Raw genomic sequence first — 24,210 nt, 5'->3', positions numbered from 1 at the left:
TCGGCCACCTCCTTATTTACGTAGTTTTGGATCTAGAGCATCACGTAAGCCGTCACCAACAGCGTTAAACGCAAAGATTGTTAGTGAGATAAATACTGCTGGGAAAATCAAGCGCCATGGTGCATTTGCTATAGCTTTATTACCGTCGGAAGCCATTGTACCCCATGAAGCAGTTGGAGCAGGAACCCCAAGACCAAGGTAACTTAGGAATGACTCAGTGAAGATAGCAGATGGAATTGTTAAAGTCATCGTTACTAAAATGGCACCAAGAGCATTCGGCACTAAGTGTTTAATAATTAAATGTCCTGTACTTGCACCTAATGTGCGAGCAGCAAGAACGTATTCTTGATTTTTAATAGATAATACTTCACCACGAACGATACGTGCCATGTTAATCCATCCAGTGATAGACAAGGCAATAATCATAGGGAATAAACCTGGTTGCATAACAACTAAAAGTACGATTACTACTAAAAGGTAAGGGACAGCTGTTAAAACGTCAGCAATACGCATCATAATATTATCAACGCGACCGCCTGATAAACCTGAAATACTTCCCCAAATAACACCGATAATTAAGTCAATAACCGCCGCAGCAATTCCGATAAATAGGGAGATACGAGCTCCTTCCCAAATACGAACGAAAATATCACGACCAAGGTCATCCGTTCCAAACCAAAATTGTGCAGATGGTGGTGCATTGTAAACACCTAGCTGATCACTTGCTTTATATTGAGATAGCATTGGTGCGAATATAGCCATTAAAATAACAATAATTAAAATAATGATCCCAACAATGGCCATTTTATTATGAGAGAAACGGAGAAATACTTCTTTCCAAAAGGAGACTGATTTGTCAGCTAATTTTTCCGTTGCTTCATGATTACCACCAACAATTTTAAACTTATCTTTTTCAATTTGTTGCTGTGTCATTATTTTTTCGCTCCTTTCAGTTTAATACGCGGATCAATCACACTATATAGAATATCAACGATTAATACCGCAAATAAAAGGATGATGGAATAGAACACTGTCGTACCCATAATGACCGTATAGTCACGGTTTGTAATACTTTGAACGAAGTGTTTACCAAGTCCAGGAATAGCGAAAATTTGCTCTACAATGAAACTACCTGTAACAACCCCAGCTGTTAAGGGACCAATATACGTTACGACTGGTAGTAGGGCATTTCGTAATGTATGGCGGAAAACGATTGTCCATTTACCAATACCTTTCGCACGAGCCATTTTTACATATTCACTATTGTTTTGTTCAAGCATACTTGAACGAGTTAACTTTGCAATAAAGCCCATGTGAGAGAGCGCAATTGCAAAGGCTGGTAATATACTATAAACAAAGCCTTTCCATCCACTGATAGGGAACCAACCAAGCTTAAAGGCTAAGAAATACTGCATTAAACCTGCTAAGATAAATGAAGGTACTGATATACCGAGCACCGCAAAGGACGTTGCCAAATAATCCGGGAACTTATTATGATATAGCGCGGAAACTACGCCAATTAAAACACCGAATCCAATTGCTAATAGCATAGCCTCAATTCCCAATGTTAAAGAAACAGGGAAACTTTCAGAAATCATATCATTTGTAGAACGCGCTTTATATTTCATTGACTCACCGAAATTGAAAGTGGCCGTATCGATTAAATAATCTTTATATTGTATATACCAAGGGTTATTTAATCCATACGTTTCGTTTAACTTCTCCTCGATTTGAGGGGGGAAATTACGTTCACTCGCAAAAGGACTACCAGGAGCGAGACGCATTAAGAAAAACGTAACAGTTACGATGACGAAAAGCGCGAGAAGTATATACATCAGCCTTTTCAAAATATATTTAATCACATAAAACTCCTCCTTCTATTTGTCAATTGTCTGACAAATATATGCCTTCGTATTTTAAAAAGAGCTGACTCGCGCCGTAGGGGCTACGAGGCAGCTCTTCGCTGTAGAGCTAAATAAGCGAAATGTTGTTGATTATTTCTCTACTTTAACCTCTTTAAGAGAGATGTTACCAAGGATGTCTGCCTTCATGTCTTTCACATAATCTTGTACTACAGATAGGTTCGTGTAGTAGTAAATTGGAACAACTGGGAACTCAGAAACAGCAATTGCTTCAGCTTGTTTTAAAAGCTCAAGACGTTTCGCTGGATCTGCTTCTGTATTAGATTGATCTAATAATTTTTTGTATTCTGCATTTTCCCAACCTGTATCATTGTTACCGTTTGCAGCAGTGTCATACATTTCTAAGAATGTATAAGCATCGTTGTAGTCACCAACCCAGCCCATACGGCCAACTTGGTAGTCTAATTGGTTAAGTTTTTCTAGGTAAACTTGCCATTCAGAGTTATCTAGACCTACAGTGATTCCTAGGTTTTTAGTCCAGTTTTCTTGTACGAATTGAGCGATAGCAGCGTGTGCTTCACTAGTGTTGTAAGAAAGATTAATTTTTACATCTGCTGGGTTTGTAATACCAAGTTCTTTCATACCAGCTTCAAGTGCTGCTTTAGCACCTTCGATATCGTTATCTTTGTAGTAACCACGGTCTTCTTCAAAACCATGAACTGCGGTAGGAACCATACCTAATGCAGGTTTTTGCTCACCTTTAGTAACATTATCAATTAAACCTTGTCGATCAACTGCTAATGCTAATGCTTTACGAATGTTAGCGTTTCCAGTGATTTTATCTTTTGTATTTAGCTTGTACCAATATACAGAAGCTTGGTCATTAATATTTAAAGATTTATCAGCTTTAAATCCATCGATAGCATCAAGTGCTACAGATTGGAATGGTGCTCCAAGATAGTCAATTTCTCCACCTTTGAACATTGTTACTGCTGTTGCTTCAGATTCAACCATACCGATATTAACAGTGTCTAAAGCCACTTTATCAGCATCCCAGTACTCTGGGTTTTTCTTTAATACGATTGTATCGTTGTGTCTCCACTCACCTAATGTGAATGGTCCGTTTGTTACAAAGTTTTCACCAGCATCTGTATACCACTCATCATTACCTTCAACTACTTTTTGGTTTAATGGTGCGTATGTTTTGAATGCTGTTAATTCTAAAAAGTAAGGTGTTGGGTTTTCTAAAGTTACTACTAATGTTTTTTCATCTTCAGCTTTAACGCCTACGTCATCAGCAGAACCTTCACCATTATTGTATGCTGTAGCACCTTTAATTGGGTAAAGGATTGAAGCATATTCAGAAAGATTGTCTGGGTTTAATGCCCATTTCCAAGCATATTCGAAGTCACCAGCAACTACTGGATCTCCGTTTGACCATTTAGCATCACGTAATTTAAACGTGTATGTTTTTAAGTCTTCGCTAACTTCCCAGCTTTCAGCTGCAGCTGCAACGGGACGAGCGTCTGCATCAAGCGTTGTTAATCCTTCAAAAGTATTTGTAAGAATAACTCCAGAAGTTGTATCTGTTGCTAATGCAGGATGAAGTGATGGTGGTTCAGAAGCTACCACTACATTTAATTCGCCACCTGAAGCTGTTTCAGATGAACCAGAATCTTTTCCATCGTCTTTTGATTTTTCAGACGAATCTCCACCGAAGCCACATGCAGCAAGTACTAAAGAAAATACTGCAAGAACTGTTAGTAATAAAAACTTTTTGTTTTTATTCATGTGAATCCCCCTTATACAATTTTTAAGCCTTTTGTGAAGCTCCTATTTAATATACCAAAAAAATCATTGTGCACAAAATAAAAAAGATTCAAATTTATATAGTATTATCTGACAAGTAAGAGAATAATAAATTTTTCCGATTTAACATGCTAATGAAATAGAGTGTATGTATAATAAAAATTTGATATTTATCTATTCTGAATATCAAAAATAGAGTAAAAACAAAAAAATGATTTACTATATAGAAAATTCCTATTTTTTCGATAATAATATTAAATTTTGAAAAATGATACAAAAGTCATAGATGTAATACTTTGAGGGAATTGAATAGATTTGTAGAAAATCTAAGCAAAACTAAGTGAATTAGTTTCGTTTGCAGGTAATTTCTTGTAATTTGTGATCTCGAAATATGAATATTTCTATCTATTAATGATATATAAGAAACTTATTTTGTAATTTTCTAGGATTATCCATCTATTAAGCTGAAAAAGAAAGAATAGAGCTAATCTATGAAAAAATGTACCCATACTAAGAAAAAAATGGATTAAATGATAAATCAGTTATACCAAATATATTCTATTGAAATAATTTCCTTGGAGAGAAGTTAGATATTATATATGCACTCAGATTAAGTTTTATTCATGCAAGATAAAGTCTATATAAACCTTGATTACTGTACACTCTTTGCTAATTTAATCCATTTTATTTGTACTGTTTTTTTGAGGATGTCATTTGTCTTACTGGCGAGGATTGATTATGCAAATAATTACTAAAAATCTGATTTTTCAATGTTTAAGTTCTTTATAAATTTCCTGATTGAGGCAGTGTGCTTTGTTGTTCTGAAGGTTTATATAACATAATAAATAAAAAATAGTGCATTCCAGTATAAAGAATGCACCATTTGCTTCATTAAAGTTTAAACTGATTAATTTGTTGCTGTAAATCTAAGGACTTTTCGCTTAGATGCGAGGCAACCTGATTGATTTGTTGCATAGTGATGGTCTGTTCTTTGCTAGCAGCGGCTACTATTTGAGTACTATCTGAGCTAGTCGAAGCGCCGTGAGCAATTTCTGCGACAGAGGCCGCTACTTGTTCTGCGCTAGCTGAAATTTCTTCAGAAGTTGCTGATATATCTTCTATTTGGTCTGTCATTGCATTGATGGCTTTTACGATTGCCTCAAATGCTTGTCCTGCATGTCCAATGATTTTGACACCATCTGCAACTGAATGGAGGCCATCTAAAACAGCTTTTTCTACATTTTGTGTATCCTCTTGAATCTCCTGCGTTAAGACAACGATTTGATTAGCCGATTGTTTGGATTCTTCAGCTAACTTACGGACCTCATCTGCGACAACAGCAAATCCTTTTCCATGCTCACCCGCACGTGCTGCTTCAATGGCAGCGTTGAGTGCCAATAAATTAGTTTGATCAGTAATGGCTGTAATGACAGTTGTAATCTGGCTAATCTCTTCGGATTGTTTACTTAATTTTTGTACAAGGTTGTTGATTATTTGCGTTGAATCATGGATCACATTCATTTGTAGTTGAGCATTCTCTACGGTGCTGTTGCCGTTTGTAGCTAATTCATTTGTTGTTACAGCACTGTGATGAAGTTGTTGTGTAGCTTCTGCTATACGTTGAACACCTACAGCTGTTTCATCCATAGCATGGGCACTTTCATTGGCAGCGACGGTAGCTGCTTTAGCAACATTGGCAGTTTCATTAATACGCACCGTTATTTCATCAGCTGAGGAAGTAATTTCTTCGGTAGAAGCCGAAAGTTCTTCTACTGATGCTGTTAGATGCTCAGCATTGTCTTGAATATGGGTTAATAAATTTTTCAGGTTGCCTTTCATTGAATTAAAGGCTGTTGAAAGTTGACCAATTTCATCTTTAGTGTGGTGAGTCACATCTTGATGGTGTAATTCTCCGATAGCTATTTGGTTTGCCGCATGGACTACCGATTTTAAAGGGCGAGAAATAGTTCGCTGTATATAAACCATCAGGATAATACCAAGGGCAACACCAATAATGATAGCAATAATTGAAATGATTTGAGAGTTGAAAACAGCTTGTTTAGATTCTAGTGTAACCTTTTCAAGTTGTCCCTTTTGATAGTTCGCAATTTTATTGGATATATCCTGAATGCCTTTATTAGCCTGCTGGACTTCACCATTAACCTTTAGCAAAGCTCCTTCTAGGTCACCAGCTTCAAAAAGTGTGAGTGCGTCAGTAGCTGATTTATTAAAAGCATCATTAAAAGTATTTAATTCTTTTGCATATGTATCCATTTCAGAGGAATTTGATTTTTCTTTGATTTCAGCTACATGCTTATCGAGTAAATTTGCATGTTCTGTGAAATTTTTTTTATTTACAGGGTTGTCTTCGATAATAATGGCGCGAATAAAAAGACCTTGCATGGCCATTTCAAATTGAATATCATCTGCTAATTCCACAAGGGCTACGTGAACTTCCAATGCATTCTCAATCTTTTTTTCAATGTTTGAAAATAGTATGAACATAATCATTAACGAAATAATTAACGTGAGAATAATGGTAAAGAAACCGAAACTTAATTTTTTGCCTACAGACATATTGATACGCCCTTTCCAAAATGCTAGTCAATCTTTTATATTTTGATTTTGCTTTGCTAAAAGGTAGAAGTCAATAACTGTAGTAAGAAACAGTTCAGATGATTCATATGTTTTTTTATTGTTAATATAATAAGGAAGATTGTCTGTAAGAAACAATCAAGATGTGGCTGTTTTCATTGTTTTGTAGGACGGATTACGTGTACATAACTTTAAAAAAGAAAAAACCGAGAAAATTTATCTCGGTCTCTATCTTTACGACTGCTTTTTTAATTGTAAAATGAGTGCTTCATCGGGATCGATATACAAAGTTTTTTGTTCGAAGTAAATTACAAAACCGGGTTTTGCCCCATTGGGTTTCTTAACCTGACGAATGTCTGTATAATCCACTGGAACAGAAGAAGATTCTCTTGCCTTCGAAAAATAAGCAGCTAATGTGGCAGCTTCACGTAAAGTTGTTTCATCGGGCTCGCTAGAGTGGATGACAACATGAGAACCTGGAATATCCTTCGTGTGTAACCAGATATCTGTGCGTTTTGCAATTTTAAAAGTCAACATATCATTTTGCTTGTTGTTCTTGCCAACTGAAATGGCTGTACCTGTGGAAGAAATATAGCGTTCGGGTTCAGGTTTCACAGGTTTTTTCTTTTTCTTAGAATGGCGTAGCTTTAAATAGCCCTGTTCGGCAAGTTCTTCACGAATTTCTTCAATATCGCCAGGTGATGCTTGCTGAACTTGTTGTGCTAGCATTTCAAAGTAAGTAATTTCTTCTTGTGTTTTTTCAAGCTGTTGTTGCACCATGATTAATGCATTTTTGGCTTTGGTGTATTTCGTATAATAGCTTTGAGCGTTTTCTATAGGTGTTTTACGTTCACTGACTGGTATCGTAATCTCTTCACTATTTTCGCTGTAGTAATTTATGACTGTAACTTCCTTGACACCCTTTTCAAAAGCATAAATATTAGCCATTAACAGCTCACCATATAACTGAAATTGATCGAGCTTTGAGGCGCGTTCAAAGTCCTTCGTTAGCTTTTTCGTTTTTAAAGACAGTTTATCAATTTCATTTTGTAGCCATCTTTCTAAATCACCTGCTTGCTGCTTAACACGGTCCCGTTCCGCACGTGCAAAGAATACACGATCAAGAAGCTCATGAACATTCGGATAAACTGTAATATCCCCATGTAAGTGGGTTAGTTCAATTGGTGAGAAGTAAGTTTTGTGATTAGCCAATACATACATAGGGCTCGTTCCACCATTAGAAAAACCTGCTATAAATTCTTTGAAACATTGTACTCGATTTAATGATGATGTCATGCGGTACAATAATTCTTCAGCATGAAGAGGTGAAAACCCAGCAAATTGTGTCACGACGTCTTTGGCATTTTTTGTTTCCGCAAAAAATATTGCTAGCTCTTCTTCTGTTACTAGTATGGGATTCCATTTATTTTGCGTTGGTGGAGCTAAGTAAGGCTGGCCTGGTAAAACGGTACGAAAACTATTTACAGATGGAGGCAAGTGCTTTAAACTATCAACAATTTTACCTTGCTCTTTATCAATTAAAAGTAGATTACTATGTCTACCCATAATTTCAGCATGTAGTTGTCTAACTATAGGGTCACCAATTTCATTTTTACTTTCGATTTCTACTATTATAATACGGTCAAACCCAAGCTGTTTAACGGAGGAAATAAATCCACCCTCTAAATGCTTGCGCAGCAGCATACAAAACATAGGGGGTTCTGCTGGATTTTCAATCGTTTGTTCCGTAAGATGCACTCGTGCATAAGAAGAATGAATAGAAAAAAGCAATTTATGATTTTTCCCGTTTGCACGAACATGTAAAACAACCTCTTGAGCGTTAGGTTGGTGTATTTTAGTAATTCGACCTGTGACAAGTTGTTGTAGGTCGGCTGTTATTGAATAGGTAAATAAACCGTCAAATGCCATATGAATTCCTCTTTCCAATGATAACAAGCATCTTGGTACTTTCGTATTTTTTTCTTGTTGCATCTGCATTCGCTTTTTAAGCCTCCGCAAAGCACTAATTGTATGTTTATCATAGCATTTTTTAGGCGAATATTAAAATATAGCTTCAATTGTGGTAGAATTAGCTCTTATTCGATCCAATTTTTTTTGGAGATTCGTCATATTCGATAAAGCTTATGTTATAATATTCCCAGTATGCAAAGAAAGGTGTGACGAACCTTGGTGCGTAGTATGACTGGTTTTGGCAGAGGTGTCACAACAACTAGAGACTTTCAATTAACCGTAGAAATGCGCTCGGTCAACCATCGCTTTTTAGAAATCAATGCTAAATTTCCGAAAGAATGGCTTGAAGCTGAAATTTTTGCAAAGAAATTTATTTCTCAAGCTTTGTCACGCGGAAAAATTGATGTGATGGTATATGTGAAGGACTTAGAAAATGTAGAGCAATCTATTGAGATTAATTGGTCATTAATTGAAGCGTATCGTAAGGCAAAAGAGCAATTAGCAAGTAAAGTACCACTAGAAGAAAAATGGACGATGCAGGAGCTTTTATCGTTAGAGCAAGCACTCGTACAGCAAAAACCACAACTAACACCTGAGGATTTACTTAGTGCTGTTGAACAAGCGATTTCACAGGCGATAGAACAGCTTGTACTTATGCGTGAGCGTGAGGGGCAAGAATTGCAGGAAGTTGTTGTACAATATAAGCAACAGTTAAAAGAACAAGTGAATCAAATACGTTCCTGTTCATCTCTTGCTGTTGAAAAATATCGTACACGATTAGTAGAACGGATTGCAGAAGTTGCAGATGGAACTTTATTAGATGACCGTTTATTAGCAGAAGTAGCGATTTTTGCAGAACGCGTTGACATTTCCGAGGAATTAGACAGATTGGATAGTCATTTTAATCAACTGGAAGAAACGTTACATGAAACGATTTCAGTCGGAAGGAAATTAGACTTTTTAATGCAGGAGATTCATCGTGAAATCAATACGATTGGTTCAAAAAATCAATCTACAGAAGCAGCGGTTGCTGTTGTTCAGGCGAAAACAATTTTAGAAAAGATGCGTGAGCAAGTTCAAAATATCGAATAACTTGCACGTGTCTGTTATAAATTAAGGGAGATATAGAGAATAAATGATAAAAGAACGTGGATTATTAATTGTTCTGTCTGGCCCATCTGGTGTAGGTAAAGGGACAGTGCGAAAAGAATTATTTTCTCAGCCGAATACGAATTATGAGTATTCCATCTCGATGACGACACGAAATCCTCGCGAAGGAGAAATCGATGGTGTAGACTATTTTTTCAAGAAACGAGAAGACTTTGAAACGTTAATTGAACAGGGTGGCTTATTAGAGCATGCTGAATTTGTAGGAAACTACTATGGTACACCATTAGCCTACGTGAATGAAACACTGGATGCAGGTCGCGATGTGTTTTTAGAAATCGAAGTGCAGGGTGCAGCGCAGATTCGTAAAAAAGCACCAGATGCCTTATTTATTTTCTTAGCCCCTCCAAGTTTAACTGAATTAAAAGATCGTTTAGTTGGACGTGGGACGGAAACAGAGGATATCATAGCAAAACGCATTGCTACAGCAAGTGAAGAGCTTGAAATGATGAGCTTATATGATTATGTTGTAGAGAATGATGAAGTGACAAATGCCTGTGATCGTATTAATGCGATTATTAAAGCAGAGCATTGCCGTAGAGAACGTGTTGAAAAAAGATATTTGTCAATGTTGAGAGGAGAATAAACAATGTTATACCCATCAGTAGATGCTTTAAAAAAAGAAATCGATTCAAAATATTCACTAGTGAGCCTTGCTTCAAAACGTGCTCGTCAAATGCAGGAAGAGCAAAATACAGAACGTTTACACAAGTACGTATCTCATAAATACGTAGGAAAAGCACTTGAAGAAGTAGCGGCAGGTGTTCTTACGAAAGTATCACAGGATGAGTCAACTGTGTACGAAGACGAAATCTAACCTCTATGTTAGTCAGCAGTTGATTTGATTATACAGAATGCCGAGAGCTCCCAGGGAATCCTCCTTTGGGAGCTTATCATTTGAAGGGATGACACCTAGCATGAATAAAAATATTTTACTATGTGTTTCAGGCGGGATTGCCGTATATAAAGCTGTTGCTCTTGTTAGCAAGCTATCACAAGCAGGGGCGAACGTAAAAGTGATGATGACAGCCTCTGCCAGACAGTTTGTGAATCCATTAAGCTTTCAAGTGATGTCCAAAAATGATGTTTACTTTGACACGTTTGATGAAAAAGATTCTAGTGTGATTGCCCATATTGATTTAGCGGATTGGGCTGATTTGATTTTAGTTGCACCTGCAACTGCTAATATGATTGGGAAAATGGCCAATGGAATTGCGGATGATATGGTATCAACCACCTTACTAGCTACTACTGCGCCAGTGTGGATAGCACCAGCGATGAATGTACATATGTATGACCATCCAGCAGTAAAGCGTAATCTAGAAAGATTAGCAGCAGATGGCTACCAATTTATTGAGCCTTCGGAAGGATTTTTAGCATGTGGCTATGTTGGAAAGGGGCGCTTAGAGGAGCCTGAAAAAATAACAGCTATTGTACTGGATTTTTTTGCAGCGCCAGCGACAATAAAGCCACTTACAAATAAAACAGTTTTAGTGACAGTTGGTGCCTTGCATGTACCGTTAGATGAGAAGCATGTGATTAGCCCACAAGCCAATGGTCTTATTGGACAGGCTTTGGCTAATGAGGCGAGGGAATTAGGCGCGCACGTTATTCAAATAGAAAATGGTAGTTTGAATGATGTGATGCAACAGCTTGAAGCCTCTAAAAATCAGAACCCAGAAATTATCTTGATACATGCAGCTAATGTACCGACAATGGAGAAAACGCCGCTTATTTCAGTAGAGGGTATCAAGGCTGTCACGTTTGGACAAGAAGTGCTTGGTGAACCCATGCTCAAGATTCGATCGGATCGTTGGATAGAATTTAGTGAGGAAGCTCAGTTAAATGGGCGCATAATAGCTACGACTAATCCACAGCAATTTGCCCGCACATTATGGACCCATATTTTAAAGGGTGAGGAGCAATGAGTTTATTGATAGCGGAAGTCATTGTTGACGTCTCAACCTACCATGTCGATCGTCCTTTCGATTATCAAGTACCGCCAGAATGGGAAAATGTAATAGAAATGGGCTGTCGTGTGAAAGTGCCATTTGGTCCTAGAAATGTTTTAGGCTTTGTAGTGGGAATAAAAACTGAAACAGATGTGCCCCTCAATAAATTAAAATCAATCGCTCAAATTTTAGATATGGAACCAGTATTAACAGCGGAAATGCTTCAAATGGCAAAGTGGTTGAAGAATCAAACGATTTGCTATGAAATAGATGCTTTACAAGTAATGTTACCTTCAGCATTACGTGCGAAATATGAAAAAATTGTAAAGCTACATGAAGATCAATCTATACCCAATGAAGTACAGGCGATTTTTGGTAAGCGACAAAAAGCTAATTTTAAAGAGTTTGAACGTGCAGGTTTACTTCCTTTATTAAAGCCATTAGTTGCACAAAATAAGGTGACTATTGATAATGTTGTGAAACAACAGGGTCATGTGAAAGAAATACGGATGGTGAAAATTACTGAAGAGCCTAACGTTATTGATAAAGCGTTAAAGCAATCAACTAGAGCTGTGAAACAACGTCTATTACTAGAATGGATGGAGCGCCATTTAGGGGAGGTTTTGTCACCACAGCAAATTTGTGAGGAGGCAAGAGTCTCTTCTTCAGTTTTAGAGAGCGTTATTGATAAGGGTGCTGCGCAATTTACTCAAGAAGAAGTGTATCGTGACCCGTTTACGAAAGAGGTTTCACGTACGCAAGCCTTACAATTAACAAATGAGCAGGAAATTGCTTTACAAGCCATTAATGGAGCTTTGGAGCAGCAACAAGCGCAAACGTTTTTATTGCATGGCGTAACAGGGAGTGGCAAGACAGAGGTATATTTGCAGGCGATACAAAAAGTGTTGAACGAAGGCAAAGAAGCCATTATGCTCGTACCTGAAATCTCTTTAACGCCTCAAATGACAGAGCGATTCCGTAGTCGTTTTGGAGAAATGGTTGCGGTGATGCATAGTGGATTATCTGTGGGCGAGAAGTATGATGAATGGCGCAAAGTTCAACAAGGGAAGGTGAGAGTCGTCGTTGGGGCTCGTTCAGCAATATTTGCTCCCTTTACGAATATTGGTCTTATTATTTTGGATGAAGAGCATGAGTCAACGTATAAGCAAGAAGACTCACCACGTTATCATGCAAGAGATGTAGCTATTTGGCGTAGTGAATATTATAATTGCCCTGTTATTTTAGGTAGTGCTACACCAGGATTAGAATCTTTTGCAAGAGCTAAAAAGGGTGTTTATACCTTACTTTCATTAAAATTAAGAGCCTTGCATCAGTCCTTACCAACCGTTTTTATTTCAGATATGCGTGAGGAGCTTCGACAAGGAAATCGATCCATGTTTTCGCAATCACTTATAGAAGCAATTCGTATAAGATTAGAGAAAAAAGAGCAAATGGTGTTGTTTTTAAATCGACGAGGTTACTCATCTTTTGTGCTATGTCGGGATTGCGGGACAGTTGTCCAATGTCCCAACTGTGATATTTCTTTAACCTATCATCGTACAACCGAAAAATTGAAATGCCATTACTGCGGCTATGAAGAACATGTGCCTCAAATTTGTCCACAATGTCAAAGTGATCATATACGTTATTTTGGTACTGGCACACAAAAGGTAGAGGAAGAAATATATAAGCTGTTCCCAGAAGCAAGAGTATTGCGTATGGATGTAGATACGACAAAGCATAAAGGTGCACATGAAGAAATATTAGCTGCATTTGGAGAGGGACAAGCTGATATTTTACTTGGCACACAGATGATTGCAAAAGGGCTTGATTTTCCAAATATTACGCTGGTAGGCGTACTTAGCGCTGACACCTCCCTACATTTACCAGATTATCGAGCAGCAGAACGTACATTTCAACTATTAACACAGGTAAGTGGGAGGGCAGGAAGACATGATAAACCCGGAGAGGTAATTATTCAGACCTATACACCAGAGCATTATGCTATCGAGTTAGCTAAAACGCAGGATTATGAGCCATTTTATGAGCGTGAGATGTTTTTACGACGTCGTTCCAGTTACCCACCATATTATTACGTGGCGCTTGTGCAGATTTCTCATGAGGATGTTATGGTGGCTGCTGAATATGCTGGACGAATGGCTGATTGGCTCCGTGGAAATTTATCGAATCAAGTGGCTATTATTGGCCCAACCACGGCAAGTATTGCTCGACTCCAAAATAGATATCGTTATCAATGTTTGATAAAATATAAAATTGAACCAAATCTTATTCCGGTATTACAGCGTCTACTTGCTATGTATCGAGCAGAGTGGATCAAACAAGGAATATTAATGACGGTAGATTTAGATCCGTCTACTATATAAGAGAGTTTAAACACAGTTTTACGAGCATATGTCTAACAAATAAATAAAATGGTATGGCTCTAGCTAAAAGCAGAAATGAGGATATAATAATGGCAATAAAAAAAGTAATCGAACACCCAGCACAAGTACTTTCAACACCATGTGCAGAAGTAACCGAAATAAATGATGAACTCATTACATTACTGGATGATTTATATGACACTATGGTTGAATATGATGGTGTTGGCATTGCTGCACCGCAAATTGATATAGGGTTACGAGTAGCGATTGTAGAATTAGGTGAGGAACGCGATATTTTAGAAATGATTAATCCAACTGTTATTGAAACGGATGGAGCGGAAATAGATATTGAAGGTTGCTTGAGTTTCCCAGGATTATATGGTGAGGTTGAACGCCCAAGCTATGTAAAAATTGAAGCTTGTGACCGTGAAGGACGTGTCTATGAATTAGAAGCAGGGGGCTTTGATGCTAGAGCAATTTTACATGAAATTGATCATTTAGATGGCGTGCTATTTGATTCAAAAATCCAACGCGTTCTAACAGCAGAAGAGCTTGAAGAAATGTATGCAGAAGAGGAGGAATAAAATGACTTCGATTATTTTTATGGGGACACCTGACTTCTCCGCACCCATTTTGCGTATGCTACATGAAGAGGGGTACGATATTAAAGCAGTGGTGACACAACCTGATCGACCTGTAGGACGTAAACGTATATTGACACCACCACCTGTTAAGGCCGCAGCATTAGAGCTAGGATTACCTATTATACAACCAGAAAAACTACGTGGATCTGAGGAACTACAACAAATTCTTTCGTTACAGCCAGATATAGTCATTACCGCTGCATTTGGACAAATATTACCGAAAGAACTTTTGGATGCTCCTTCACTTGGCTGTATTAATGTCCATGCTTCATTATTACCAAAATATCGTGGAGGCGCTCCTATACACCAAGCTATTATAGATGGTGAAAAAGAAACTGGCGTAACAATCATGTATATGGCAGAAAAGCTTGATGCCGGTGATATTATTTCACAAAGAGCTATCCCTATTGAACTAGATGATCATACGGGTAGAGTTTTTGATAAGCTAAGTATGGTTGGTCGAGATTTATTAAAGGACACACTTCCATCTATTATTAATAGAACAAATAACCGCACTGTACAAGATGAAACGCAAGTTACCTTTGCGAGCAATATTTCGAGAGAACAGGAACGTATTGATTGGACAAATGACGCCACAACTCTTTACAATCAAGTACGCGGGCTTCATCCATGGCCTGTAGCTTATACCACTTTTGAAGATGGTAATTTTAAAGTATGGTGGGCGACTATAGGCAAAAGCAAGCATGATACTATTCCTGGTACTGTTGTTGCAATTGCGAAAGACCATTTTGAAGTGGCGGCAGGCAATGGGACAACATTGGCATTATATGATGTACAACCTGCAGGTAAAAAGCGCATGACAGCTGAGGAATATTTACGTGGTACAGGTTCTAAATTACAGATTGGGGACCAATTTAAATGAGTAAAAAACGTGTAGTTATTTGGGATGGAAATGTGCGAGACGCCGCACTATCTATTCTGTTAGCCGTTGATAAAAATCAAGCCTATAGCAATTTACTTCTCAATGAAACCATTAAACGACATAAGATAGAGGCGAAGGATCGCGCTTTATTAACAGAATTAACATATGGTACATTGCAACATAAAATGACACTTGATTATTACTTAGAGCCTTTTATCCGTGGCTCTATAGATCATTGGGTTCGTTGGTTATTACGAATATCTTTATATCAAATGCAATATTTAACGCGTATCCCAGCGCATGCTGCTGTTAATGAGGCAGTAGAAATTGCGAAGCGCCGAGGGCATCGCGGTATTGCATCGACAGTCAATGGTATTTTAAGATCTGTCTTGCGTCAAGGTGTCCCTTCTATAAATGATATAGAAAATCCTATTGAGCGTCTGGCTATTGAAACAAGTCATCCTATTTGGCTAGTACAACGTTTTGTTAATAACTATGGTTTAGAAGTAGCTACAGGTATGTTACATGAAAATAATGTACCACCTATACAAACTGTTCGTGTCAATACAACGAAGGTAACTGTTGAGCAAGCTGTGGCGGAACTCGAAGAAGAAGGTTTAACAGCGAAACAAAGCGACGTTATCCCAGAATGTCTACACGTAACAAATGGTCAACCTGCCCGTACCAATGCATTTAAAGAGGGGCATATTACTATTCAAGATGAGAGTTCAATGATACCAGCCAATGTTCTAAAACCTTCCCCTGGTATGCGTGTTTTGGATATGTGTGCGGCACCAGGCGGTAAAACAACACATCTAGCTGAAATCATGAAAAATGAAGGCTCTATTTTAGCAACAGACCTTCATCCACATAAATTAGATTTAATCGACCATAATACAGAACGTCTAGGGCTAGATATTATTGAAACAGCTCCAATTGATGGACGCAAAGCTCCTGAATTTTTACAAGCTGAGTCGTATGACGCCATTTTAGTGGATGCACCATGTAGTGGACTAGGGGTTATGCGACGTAAACCTGATATTAAATATACGAAGCGAGAAGAAGATTTAGAAAATCTTCAAACAATCCAACTAGCATTATTGGATGCAGCGACAAAAGTATTGAAGATAAAGGGTAAGCTTGTGTACAGTACATGTACAGTCGATAAGCAAGAAAATGAGGGCACAGTAAATGCCTTTTTAGCAGCGCATCCAGAAATGGAAGCGATACAACTAGAATCTTTACCAACAAAATTAGCGGAAAAGCAAGCTAATGGCATGCTTCAAGTCTTTCCACAAGACTTTGGCAGTGACGGTTTCTTCGTTGCCGCCTTTCGTAAAAAAGGAGAATCCAACTAATGGTGGATCAAAAGAAATTTAATGAACGTATCAACGATTTAGTTGAAGAAGCAGAAGAAAAGCCCGTTCGACGTGCGAAAAAGGAAAAACCAAATTTAAAAGAATCCATTTATTCTTTCCAACCACATCAATTAGAGGATTGGTTAAAGGAAAATGGAGAAAAACCTTTCCGTGCGGCACAGATTTTTGATTGGTTATATAATAAACGTGTTAAGACATTTGAAGAAATGTCAAACCTTTCGAAGGGATTAAGGGACAAGCTAGCTGCAAATTTTGCATTATCTACCTTGTCAACAATTATTAAGCAAGAGTCTAAAGATGGTACCATTAAGTTTTTATTTCAATTACAGGATGGTTACTCTATAGAAACGGTATTAATGCGTCATGAATACGGAAACTCTGTTTGTGTGACAACACAGGTAGGATGCCGTATTGGCTGTACATTTTGCGCCTCAACCTTAGGTGGTTTGAAGCGACATTTATTGGCTGGGGAAATTGTAGAGCAAGTTGTAAAAGTGCAGCAAACTTTAGATGAGGTAAATGAGCGAGTATCACATATTGTTATTATGGGGATTGGTGAACCTTTCGATAACTATGATGCTATGATGAACTTCTTAAAAGTGATCAATCATGAAAAAGGGTTAAATATTGGTGCACGTCACATTACGGTATCCACATCAGGAATCGTTCCAAAAATTTATCAGTTTGCTGATGAACAATTACAAATTAACTTTGCGGTTTCTTTACATGCACCAAATCAAGAGGCTCGTCAAAAGCTTATGCCAATTGCGCGTGCCTATAAATTAGATGAGTTAATGGAAGCTGTTCGATACTATACTAAAAAAACTGGTAGACGTGTGAGTTTTGAATATGGATTAATGTCTGGTGAAAATGATTCAGTAGAAATTGCAGAGGAGCTATCTGCTTTAATTAAAGGAATTAAATGCCATGTTAACTTAATTCCTGTTAACTATGTACCAGAACGTGATTATGTTCGTACGTCTCGTAGCCAAATTTTTGCGTTTGAAAAAACCTTAAAGAAAAATGGGATAAACGTAACGATCCGCCGAGAGCAAGGTTCTGATATTGCAGCAGCGTGTGGTCAATTACGTGCGCAAGAGAGATCTGAAGAAACGAGGTGACCGGTGTTGGAATACACAGTCGAAAGTGATATTGGTTTAAAACGATCCATTAATGAAGACCGTGCTGCATTATTTAAACGTCCTGACGGGCTTGCACTAGCACTTGTGGCGGACGGCATGGGTGGTCATAATGCTGGAGATGTAGCAAGTGATATGGCAATAAAACAGATGGAGACCTTTTTTTTACAGGCAGACGCACATCATTTTGAATCAACAACATCAAAGAAAGAATGGTTATTACAAACAGTAAAGCAATTGAATAAAAATATTTATGACTATTCTTTATCACACGAAGACTGTAAAGGAATGGGCACGACGTTTATTGCAGTGTTAATAGAAGAACATCATTGTTTCATTGCACATGTTGGTGATAGTCGTGTGTATTATTTCTTTGAAGATGGTGCACAACAAATAACAAGGGATCATTCTTATGTTAATGTACTGGTTGAAAATGGAGAAATTAGTGAAGAGGAAGCTTTGACGCATCCAAAGAAAAATTTTATCTTAAAAGCTGTTGGTACAGAGGAAGCAATTGAACCAGATTTTTATGAAGTAGAGTTGGCATCAAATTCGTATTTACTCATTTGTTCAGATGGATTAAGTAATAAACTAACTGTCTATGAAATGGCTTCAATCATTACGTATCCCGAACCTATAATGGAAAAAGGACGTAAACTTGTAGAATTAGCAAATGCTAGCGGGGGAGAAGATAATATCTCCCTCGTGCTGCTAACTAAAAAGGATGAGGAGGTGTAAGAATGCTTGTAGGTAAAAGAATTAGTGACCGTTATAAGATTTTAGAACTCATTGGTGGCGGGGGTATGTCCAATGTCTATTTAGCTCATGATATGATATTAAATCGGGATGTGGCCATAAAAATATTACGCTATGATTTTTCCAATGAGGATGAATTACATCGACGTTTTCAACGTGAGGCACTGTCTGCTACAAGTCTTACACATCCTAATATTGTTAGTGTTTATGATGTAGGTGACGATGGTGATCTACACTATATTGTGATGGAATATGTTCAAGGAAAAACTTTAAAGCAGTACATACAAGAATTTGCACCAATTTCACCAGCTAGAAGTGTGCATATTATGAAGCAATTAACGTCTGCTATTGCTAATGCCCATGAAAATCATATTATTCATCGTGATATTAAACCACAAAATATTTTGATGGATGCAGAGGGTAATGTAAAAATAACTGATTTTGGAATTGCCATGACGTTAAGTGCTACATCCTTTACACAAACGAATTCTGTATTAGGGACAGTGCATTACTTATCACCAGAGCAAGCTAGGGGCGGTACAGCTACAAATCAATCTGACATATATGCACTGGGTATAGTATTGTATGAATTATTAACAGGTGAATTACCTTTTTCTGGGGAGTCAGCTGTTTCTATTGCACTTAAGCATTTACAAGCAGAAACACCTTCTGTTCGTGCTTTTGATGGAACCATTCCACAAAGCTTAGAAAATGTAGTACTTAAGGCAACAGCCAAAGCAGCTTCCCATCGCTATAATACAGTGGAAGAAATGTATGAAGATTTGGAAACCGTATTATCATCTTCCCGAATAAATGAACCAAAGTTTGTCATACCAGTGGATAATGATGCGACAAAAGCTATTCCAATTATTAAAGAGGAAGTTTTAAAGAAAGATGAAGATTTAACTAAAACAAGGGTCATTGAACCTATTGTGGACTATACATCTCCAGCTCAGGCGCAACCTAAAAAACCTGTAGAAAAACCTATTCCTGCTAAAGCAAAGAAGAAAAAGTGGCCTAAGTTTGTGGCAGGATTATTGATAGCAGTAATTATCATCTTCTTATTCTTCATATTCGCAGCAGATTTATTTAGCCCGAAAAAAATAGCTGTCCCGGATGTGACAAATTTGACTGTAGAGGATGCTACAAAAAAATTAGTGGCAGAGGGATTTGTGGTTGCTGAGGAGCACCAGGAGCGAAATCATGAAGACATTGAAAAGGGTCATGTCATTGAAACAGACCCAGAAAAAAATTCGATGCGAGCAAAAGGCTCAGAGATCGACCTAATTGTTAGTCTAGGCGTGGAGACAACGACCGTTGATAATTATGTGGGACAAAATTATAGTCAAGTAGAGGCTTTAATAAAAGGAAAGTATAAAGAAGTTAGAAAAGAGGAAGTTCCTTCTCGTGAACCTGAAGGTAGAATTATCGAGCAAAGTATTCCAGCTGATACAGAAGTGATAGCGAAAGAGGAAACAATGACCTTTAAAGTAAGTCAAGGAGTTCGAATGGTAAGGGTGGAAAGTGTTGTGAATTATACGAAAGCGGATATGGATAACTATGTCAATAGAGTGGGCCTCAATTGGCGTGTATCTCGTGAAGATTATCATGAGACGATTCCTGCTGGCAGTGTAATTTCACAATTGACAAAAGCTGGTACTATGGTGGAGGAAGGCTCTGTTATATCGGTTGTTATCAGTAAAGGACCAGCTAAAAAGCCTGAAAAACTTTTGCTTAAGCCCGTAGTCATTGAGTATAAACCTAAAGAAGAGGGTGTACCTCAAAAAGTTCGCATTGAAATTCAAGATAAAAATCATACATTTTCTGAACCAGTTACAGAGTTGGAAATTTTAAATGATACGCCTTACAATATACAGCTTGTTATTGAAGAAGGCAAAGATGCGAGTTATAGAATTATCCGTGACTCAGAAATCATCTTAGAAGAAAAAGTTAACTATAATGATGTCAATTAAGGAGGAATTGGATGGCTCAAGGCCAAATAAGAAAAGCATTAAGTGGTTATTATTATGTTTATGACGGTCATCAGCTTATTCAATGTCGAGGACGTGGGGTCTTTCGCAATCGCGGAGAATCCCCGCTTGTCGGTGATATTGTAGAATATTCTTTGGAAACAGAAGGATCGGATGGGACCATTCAAAAGATTTTAGAACGTCAAAATGAATTGGTTCGGCCACCAATTGCCAATATTGATCAAGGTATTTTAGTGTTTTCTGTAAAAGAGCCTAATTTCAATACCATATTACTCGATCGCTTTTTAGTTGTTTTAGAATCGTTCCATGTGCACCCTATTATTTGTCTAACAAAAATGGATTTGCTAGAAAATGACGAACGTACGGAATTACAGAGTTATATAACTGATTATGAAAATATGGGCTATACAGTTCTTCAAACTTACAAAGATGAAGAAGAATTGGTGGAAAGATTGCAGCCTATTTTAAAGGGAAAAACAACTGTCCTAGCAGGCCAATCTGGTGTTGGAAAATCAACATTGCTGAATACATTAATCCCCGAATTAAATTTAAAAACAGGTATTATCTCACAGAGCCTAGGGCGAGGAAAACATACAACACGTCACGTCGAATTGATTGAGGTCTGTGATGGTTTATTGGCCGATACTCCTGGATTCAGTTCGTTTGATTTTGATGAAATTGAGAAAGAAGAATTAGGCGCATGTTTTCCTGAAATAGCTAGAATGGCGGATCATTGTAAATTCAGAGGCTGTTTACACATGAAAGAGCCTAAATGTGCAGTTAAAGCGTCAGTAGAAGCAGGAGAAATTCGTGACTACCGCTATAAACATTACGAACAATTTATGCAAGAAATTATGGATCGAAAGCCGAGGTATTAAGGATGATACAAATAGCACCATCAATTTTAGCAGCTAATTTTGCGAAATTAGGAGAAGAAGTAAAGGAAGTAGAGCAAGCGGGTGCAAAGCTAATTCATATAGATGTGATGGATGGCCATTTTGTGCCGAATATTTCATTTGGCTCAATCGTATTAGATGCTATCCGTCCATTAACAGATTTACCATTAGATGTACATTTAATGATTGAAAACCCAGATCAGTATATTGAACAGTTTGCTCAAGCTGGAGCAGACTATATTACGGTGCATGCTGAAGCATGTCGTCATTTACATCGAACAATCCAATTAATCCGTTCGTATGGTATAAAGGCGGGGGTTGTATTAAATCCACATACACCAATCGAATCTATTCAGCATGTCCTAGAAGATATCGATATGGTATTATTAATGACTGTCAATCCAGGGTTTGGCGGACAAAAATTCATTCATTCGGTTGTGCCTAAAATTGAGGCTTTATCAACACTGATTAAAGAGCGTGGGTTGGACATCGCTATTGAAATTGACGGTGGAATTACAGCAGAAACGATTGTTCCATGTGCACAGGCAGGGGCGACGATTTTTGTGGCAGGGTCAGCCATCTATAGTAAAGAGGATCGAACAGCTGCACTTCAGGAAATTTTAGCGGCTGGTGAGGCAGCGATTAAAGGATGACGACAGTCGTTGTTTGTGCAGGTGGTCCAAAACAAGAACTATGCTCGCTCACATCGCTTCAATCACAACGGGATGTAGTGTTTATTGGTGCAGATCGAGGGGCTTTGTATTTAATAGAGCAGGGTATTACGCCACATGCAATTGTTGGTGATTTTGATTCATTATCAGATGAAGAATATCAGTTGGTGTTGGCACAGACAAATGATCAGCAACGTTTTAAGGAAGAGAAAAATGAAACAGATACAGATTTAGCCTTGCTTAAAGCATTTACGTTTGCACCTCAAGAAATTATTTTGACAGGTGTTACTGGAGGGCGTTTAGATCATTACGAGGCAGCTGTTCGCTCTATTTATCGTTTACAAAAAGAGCATCCACACATTGTATTCAAGATTATTAATCATACAAATATGTTGCAATTTTTATTGCCGGGTACACATGCTATTTATGCAGATAGCCGATACCGTTACTTATCCTTCTTTGCACATGAAGAGCCTATTAAAGATGTGACATTAAGGCAAGTAAAATATGAAACAACGAAAGAAGAAATCACTTTAGGTACATCGCGATTTACAAGTAATGAAATAATAGGAACTTCAGGGTCTATATCTTTCTCAAGAGGCATATGTTTAATGATAAGAAGCATAGATTAGCGTAAGGGGGAGAGAGTCCTGAAAGTATATACGTTCCAATTGCCGAAATTTGTTAGTAGTATCACGCGCACATGTATTAACCTATTTAAAAAAGATAAGAAAGTAAAAAAATCCGACTAAAAGTAGTCGGATTTTTTCATTCTTTGCTATATGTAGATTTTTATGCAGTTAATCATTCTATAACAAAAGAAAAAAATCGATTTACGCTCAAAGCGAAATCGATTTTTTAGAAGCGTCGATTAAACGCGCTCGATTTTACCTGATTTTAATGCACGAGCAGAAACCCATACACGTTTTGGTTTACCGTCAACTAAGATACGAACTTTTTGAAGGTTAGCACCCCAAGTACGTTTGTTAGCGTTCATAGCGTGGGAACGGTTGTTACCAGTACGAGCTTTACGTCCTGTGATTACACATTGTTTTGGCATGTTGTATTCCCTCCTTACTGTTGATGCTGAAAGATTATTATATTTCAGTTCGGTATTTCACATACCATAATAATTTAACATACGATGGCGCTCAGTGCAACAGTTTTCACATAACCTTTCAAGAAAAAAACCTTTACAGGCAAAATTGGTGAACAAAAATAGATTTTCTTTGAAAGAATCAGTTCTTCTAATCTTTTCCTCGATAACCAAGTTTCAGTGAGACGCGTTTTCCAGTATTAACTAAACGTTCAATGAGTGTTTGAACGTGCTCTTGCGAAACATTGAAGCTAACGAAACCGATGCTAACTGCTCCTACGACTTCACCAAAACCATCTAAAACGGAAACGGCAATGGAAGAAGTACCAGCTGTTCGTTCTCCGTGACTAATCGCATAACCTTGTTGTCGAATTTGACGAAGCTGTTCCTCCAACTCAGGTATTTCATCTTGTGTTACTAGCTGATCTAATATTTCTTTCGAGTGTGAGGGAGACATAGAGGCAAGAATAGCTTTATTAGCTGCTCCGATATGTAGTGGTATACGAATACCCAATTGGTCATAAATACGAATCGGATTAGCAGCACTATCTATTCTTTCAATAATAATCGTATCTAAACCTGCTGGCTTACTTAAATATACACTTTCCTCAACATCTCTTGCTAATCGCTCTAACTCTGGTCGGATTTTGCTAATATAATCCATCGTATCGTAGACTTGCAAACCGAGTTCCATCCAAATGGTACCGAGTCGATAATGTTTGGTTTGTTCATCTTGCTCAATCATTCCTTGGTTAATCATCGCTTTTAAAATTCTATGTAAAGTACTTAGAGGTAAATCACATTTTGTTGAAAGCTCTGAAATGGACAAGCTACTGTCATTTGCTTCAGAAGCTAAAACCTTCGCAATAGTCATAGCTCGCTCTAATAATTGCATTTGTCCTACCTCCTTTTCTCCTATTTTATTTTTATTCTCCATCTACGTCTAGTTCCAATCTTACTGGGCCCCTGAGGTACTATGAAAAGTCAAACTTCATTCAATAAATAATTTTAAGAC

22 protein-coding genes are annotated in these 24,210 nt (G+C 37.7%); 15 read left to right on the top strand and 7 right to left on the bottom strand.

All coding sequences use genetic code 11. From position 1 onward, the window contains the following. Positions 1-12 precede the first annotated feature (12 nt). The 5 genes from AC3CH7_RS05415 to AC3CH7_RS05395 form a co-directional block, all read right to left on the bottom strand. The gene (locus AC3CH7_RS05415; protein ID WP_012293199.1) at positions 13-933 is read right to left on the bottom strand and encodes an ABC transporter permease; all 921 of its coding nucleotides are present in this window, start codon (positions 931-933) and stop codon (positions 13-15) included. Further along, a complete protein-coding gene (locus tag AC3CH7_RS05410) occupies positions 933-1,862 on the bottom strand; it encodes an ABC transporter permease (RefSeq protein ID WP_031418948.1) in 930 nt (309 codons plus the stop codon). The genes AC3CH7_RS05415 and AC3CH7_RS05410 overlap by 1 nt, the downstream gene beginning before the upstream one ends. A gap of 132 nt (positions 1,863-1,994) precedes the next feature. Continuing rightward, positions 1,995-3,653, bottom strand: coding sequence for a peptide ABC transporter substrate-binding protein (locus tag AC3CH7_RS05405; RefSeq protein ID WP_012293201.1), 1,659 nt, complete (start codon positions 3,651-3,653; stop codon positions 1,995-1,997). A gap of 909 nt (positions 3,654-4,562) precedes the next feature. After that, positions 4,563-6,248: a methyl-accepting chemotaxis protein gene (locus tag AC3CH7_RS05400; RefSeq protein ID WP_207889696.1), complete on the bottom strand. Its 1,686-nt coding sequence runs from the start codon at positions 6,246-6,248 to the stop codon at positions 4,563-4,565. Between the two features lie 252 nt (positions 6,249-6,500). Further along, entirely contained in the window at positions 6,501-8,195 is a 1,695-nt protein-coding gene (locus AC3CH7_RS05395) for an Rqc2 family fibronectin-binding protein (RefSeq protein ID WP_099805127.1), read from the bottom strand. A gap of 258 nt (positions 8,196-8,453) precedes the next feature. Here AC3CH7_RS05395 and AC3CH7_RS05390 point away from each other — a divergent pair, with 258 nt between their 5' ends. The 15 genes from AC3CH7_RS05390 (at position 8,454) to spoVM (ending at position 22,851) form a co-directional block, all read left to right on the top strand. After that, positions 8,454-9,329 carry a YicC/YloC family endoribonuclease gene (locus AC3CH7_RS05390; protein WP_031418953.1) on the top strand — a complete coding sequence of 292 codons (876 nt, stop codon included), beginning with the start codon at positions 8,454-8,456 and terminating at the stop codon, positions 9,327-9,329. A gap of 43 nt (positions 9,330-9,372) precedes the next feature. Continuing rightward, positions 9,373-9,990, top strand: a complete 618-nt coding sequence (gmk, locus tag AC3CH7_RS05385; RefSeq protein WP_008173787.1) for a guanylate kinase — start codon at positions 9,373-9,375, stop codon at positions 9,988-9,990. A gap of 3 nt (positions 9,991-9,993) precedes the next feature. Beyond that, a complete protein-coding gene (rpoZ, locus tag AC3CH7_RS05380) occupies positions 9,994-10,221 on the top strand; it encodes a DNA-directed RNA polymerase subunit omega (protein ID WP_008173785.1) in 228 nt (75 codons plus the stop codon). Positions 10,222-10,321: 100 nt separating this feature from the next. Next, entirely contained in the window at positions 10,322-11,332 is a 1,011-nt protein-coding gene (gene coaBC, locus AC3CH7_RS05375; RefSeq protein ID WP_488381604.1) for a bifunctional phosphopantothenoylcysteine decarboxylase/phosphopantothenate--cysteine ligase CoaBC, read from the top strand. Next, on the top strand, positions 11,329-13,740 hold the full coding sequence (gene priA / locus AC3CH7_RS05370) for a primosomal protein N' (RefSeq protein ID WP_416277488.1): 2,412 nt from the start codon (positions 11,329-11,331) through the stop codon (positions 13,738-13,740). Before coaBC ends, priA begins: the two co-directional genes overlap by 4 nt. Positions 13,741-13,829: 89 nt before the next feature. Then, a complete protein-coding gene (gene def, locus AC3CH7_RS05365) occupies positions 13,830-14,324 on the top strand; it encodes a peptide deformylase (protein WP_031418961.1) in 495 nt (164 codons plus the stop codon). A gap of 1 nt (position 14,325) precedes the next feature. After that, the gene (gene fmt / locus AC3CH7_RS05360) at positions 14,326-15,267 is read left to right on the top strand and encodes a methionyl-tRNA formyltransferase (RefSeq protein WP_012293208.1); all 942 of its coding nucleotides are present in this window, start codon (positions 14,326-14,328) and stop codon (positions 15,265-15,267) included. Further along, a complete protein-coding gene (rsmB, locus tag AC3CH7_RS05355; protein ID WP_488381603.1) occupies positions 15,264-16,625 on the top strand; it encodes a 16S rRNA (cytosine(967)-C(5))-methyltransferase RsmB in 1,362 nt (453 codons plus the stop codon). Before fmt ends, rsmB begins: the two co-directional genes overlap by 4 nt. Then, complete coding sequence (gene rlmN, locus AC3CH7_RS05350) at positions 16,625-17,767, top strand: dual-specificity RNA methyltransferase RlmN (RefSeq protein ID WP_012293210.1); 1,143 nt, start codon at positions 16,625-16,627, stop codon at positions 17,765-17,767. Before rsmB ends, rlmN begins: the two co-directional genes overlap by 1 nt. A 6-nt stretch (positions 17,768-17,773) precedes the next feature. Beyond that, entirely contained in the window at positions 17,774-18,523 is a 750-nt protein-coding gene (locus AC3CH7_RS05345) for a Stp1/IreP family PP2C-type Ser/Thr phosphatase (protein ID WP_031418963.1), read from the top strand. A 2-nt stretch (positions 18,524-18,525) separates the two neighbouring features. Further along, positions 18,526-20,514, top strand: a complete 1,989-nt coding sequence (pknB, locus tag AC3CH7_RS05340; RefSeq protein ID WP_031418964.1) for a Stk1 family PASTA domain-containing Ser/Thr kinase — start codon at positions 18,526-18,528, stop codon at positions 20,512-20,514. Between the two features lie 11 nt (positions 20,515-20,525). After that, complete coding sequence (rsgA, locus tag AC3CH7_RS05335; protein ID WP_012293213.1) at positions 20,526-21,410, top strand: ribosome small subunit-dependent GTPase A; 885 nt, start codon at positions 20,526-20,528, stop codon at positions 21,408-21,410. Positions 21,411-21,412: 2 nt separating this feature from the next. Then, on the top strand, positions 21,413-22,081 hold the full coding sequence (rpe, locus tag AC3CH7_RS05330; protein ID WP_012293214.1) for a ribulose-phosphate 3-epimerase: 669 nt from the start codon (positions 21,413-21,415) through the stop codon (positions 22,079-22,081). Beyond that, positions 22,078-22,731, top strand: a complete 654-nt coding sequence (locus AC3CH7_RS05325; RefSeq protein WP_036214930.1) for a thiamine diphosphokinase — start codon at positions 22,078-22,080, stop codon at positions 22,729-22,731. Before rpe ends, AC3CH7_RS05325 begins: the two co-directional genes overlap by 4 nt. Before the next feature lie 18 nt (positions 22,732-22,749). After that, on the top strand, positions 22,750-22,851 hold the full coding sequence (gene spoVM, locus AC3CH7_RS05320) for a stage V sporulation protein SpoVM (protein ID WP_099805045.1): 102 nt from the start codon (positions 22,750-22,752) through the stop codon (positions 22,849-22,851). A 119-nt stretch (positions 22,852-22,970) separates the two neighbouring features. Here spoVM and rpmB read toward each other — a convergent pair whose 3' ends face one another. Beyond that, complete coding sequence (gene rpmB, locus AC3CH7_RS05315) at positions 22,971-23,159, bottom strand: 50S ribosomal protein L28 (protein WP_004227417.1); 189 nt, start codon at positions 23,157-23,159, stop codon at positions 22,971-22,973. A gap of 187 nt (positions 23,160-23,346) precedes the next feature. Further along, complete coding sequence (locus AC3CH7_RS05310; protein WP_031418966.1) at positions 23,347-24,090, bottom strand: IclR family transcriptional regulator; 744 nt, start codon at positions 24,088-24,090, stop codon at positions 23,347-23,349. Positions 24,091-24,210: the final 120 nt, after the last annotated feature.

It is taken from the genome of Lysinibacillus sp. F12, from assembly GCF_057773605.1.
Note: the sequence above shows the minus strand (reverse complement) of the source record. Positions and strands in the feature narration are given on the sequence as shown.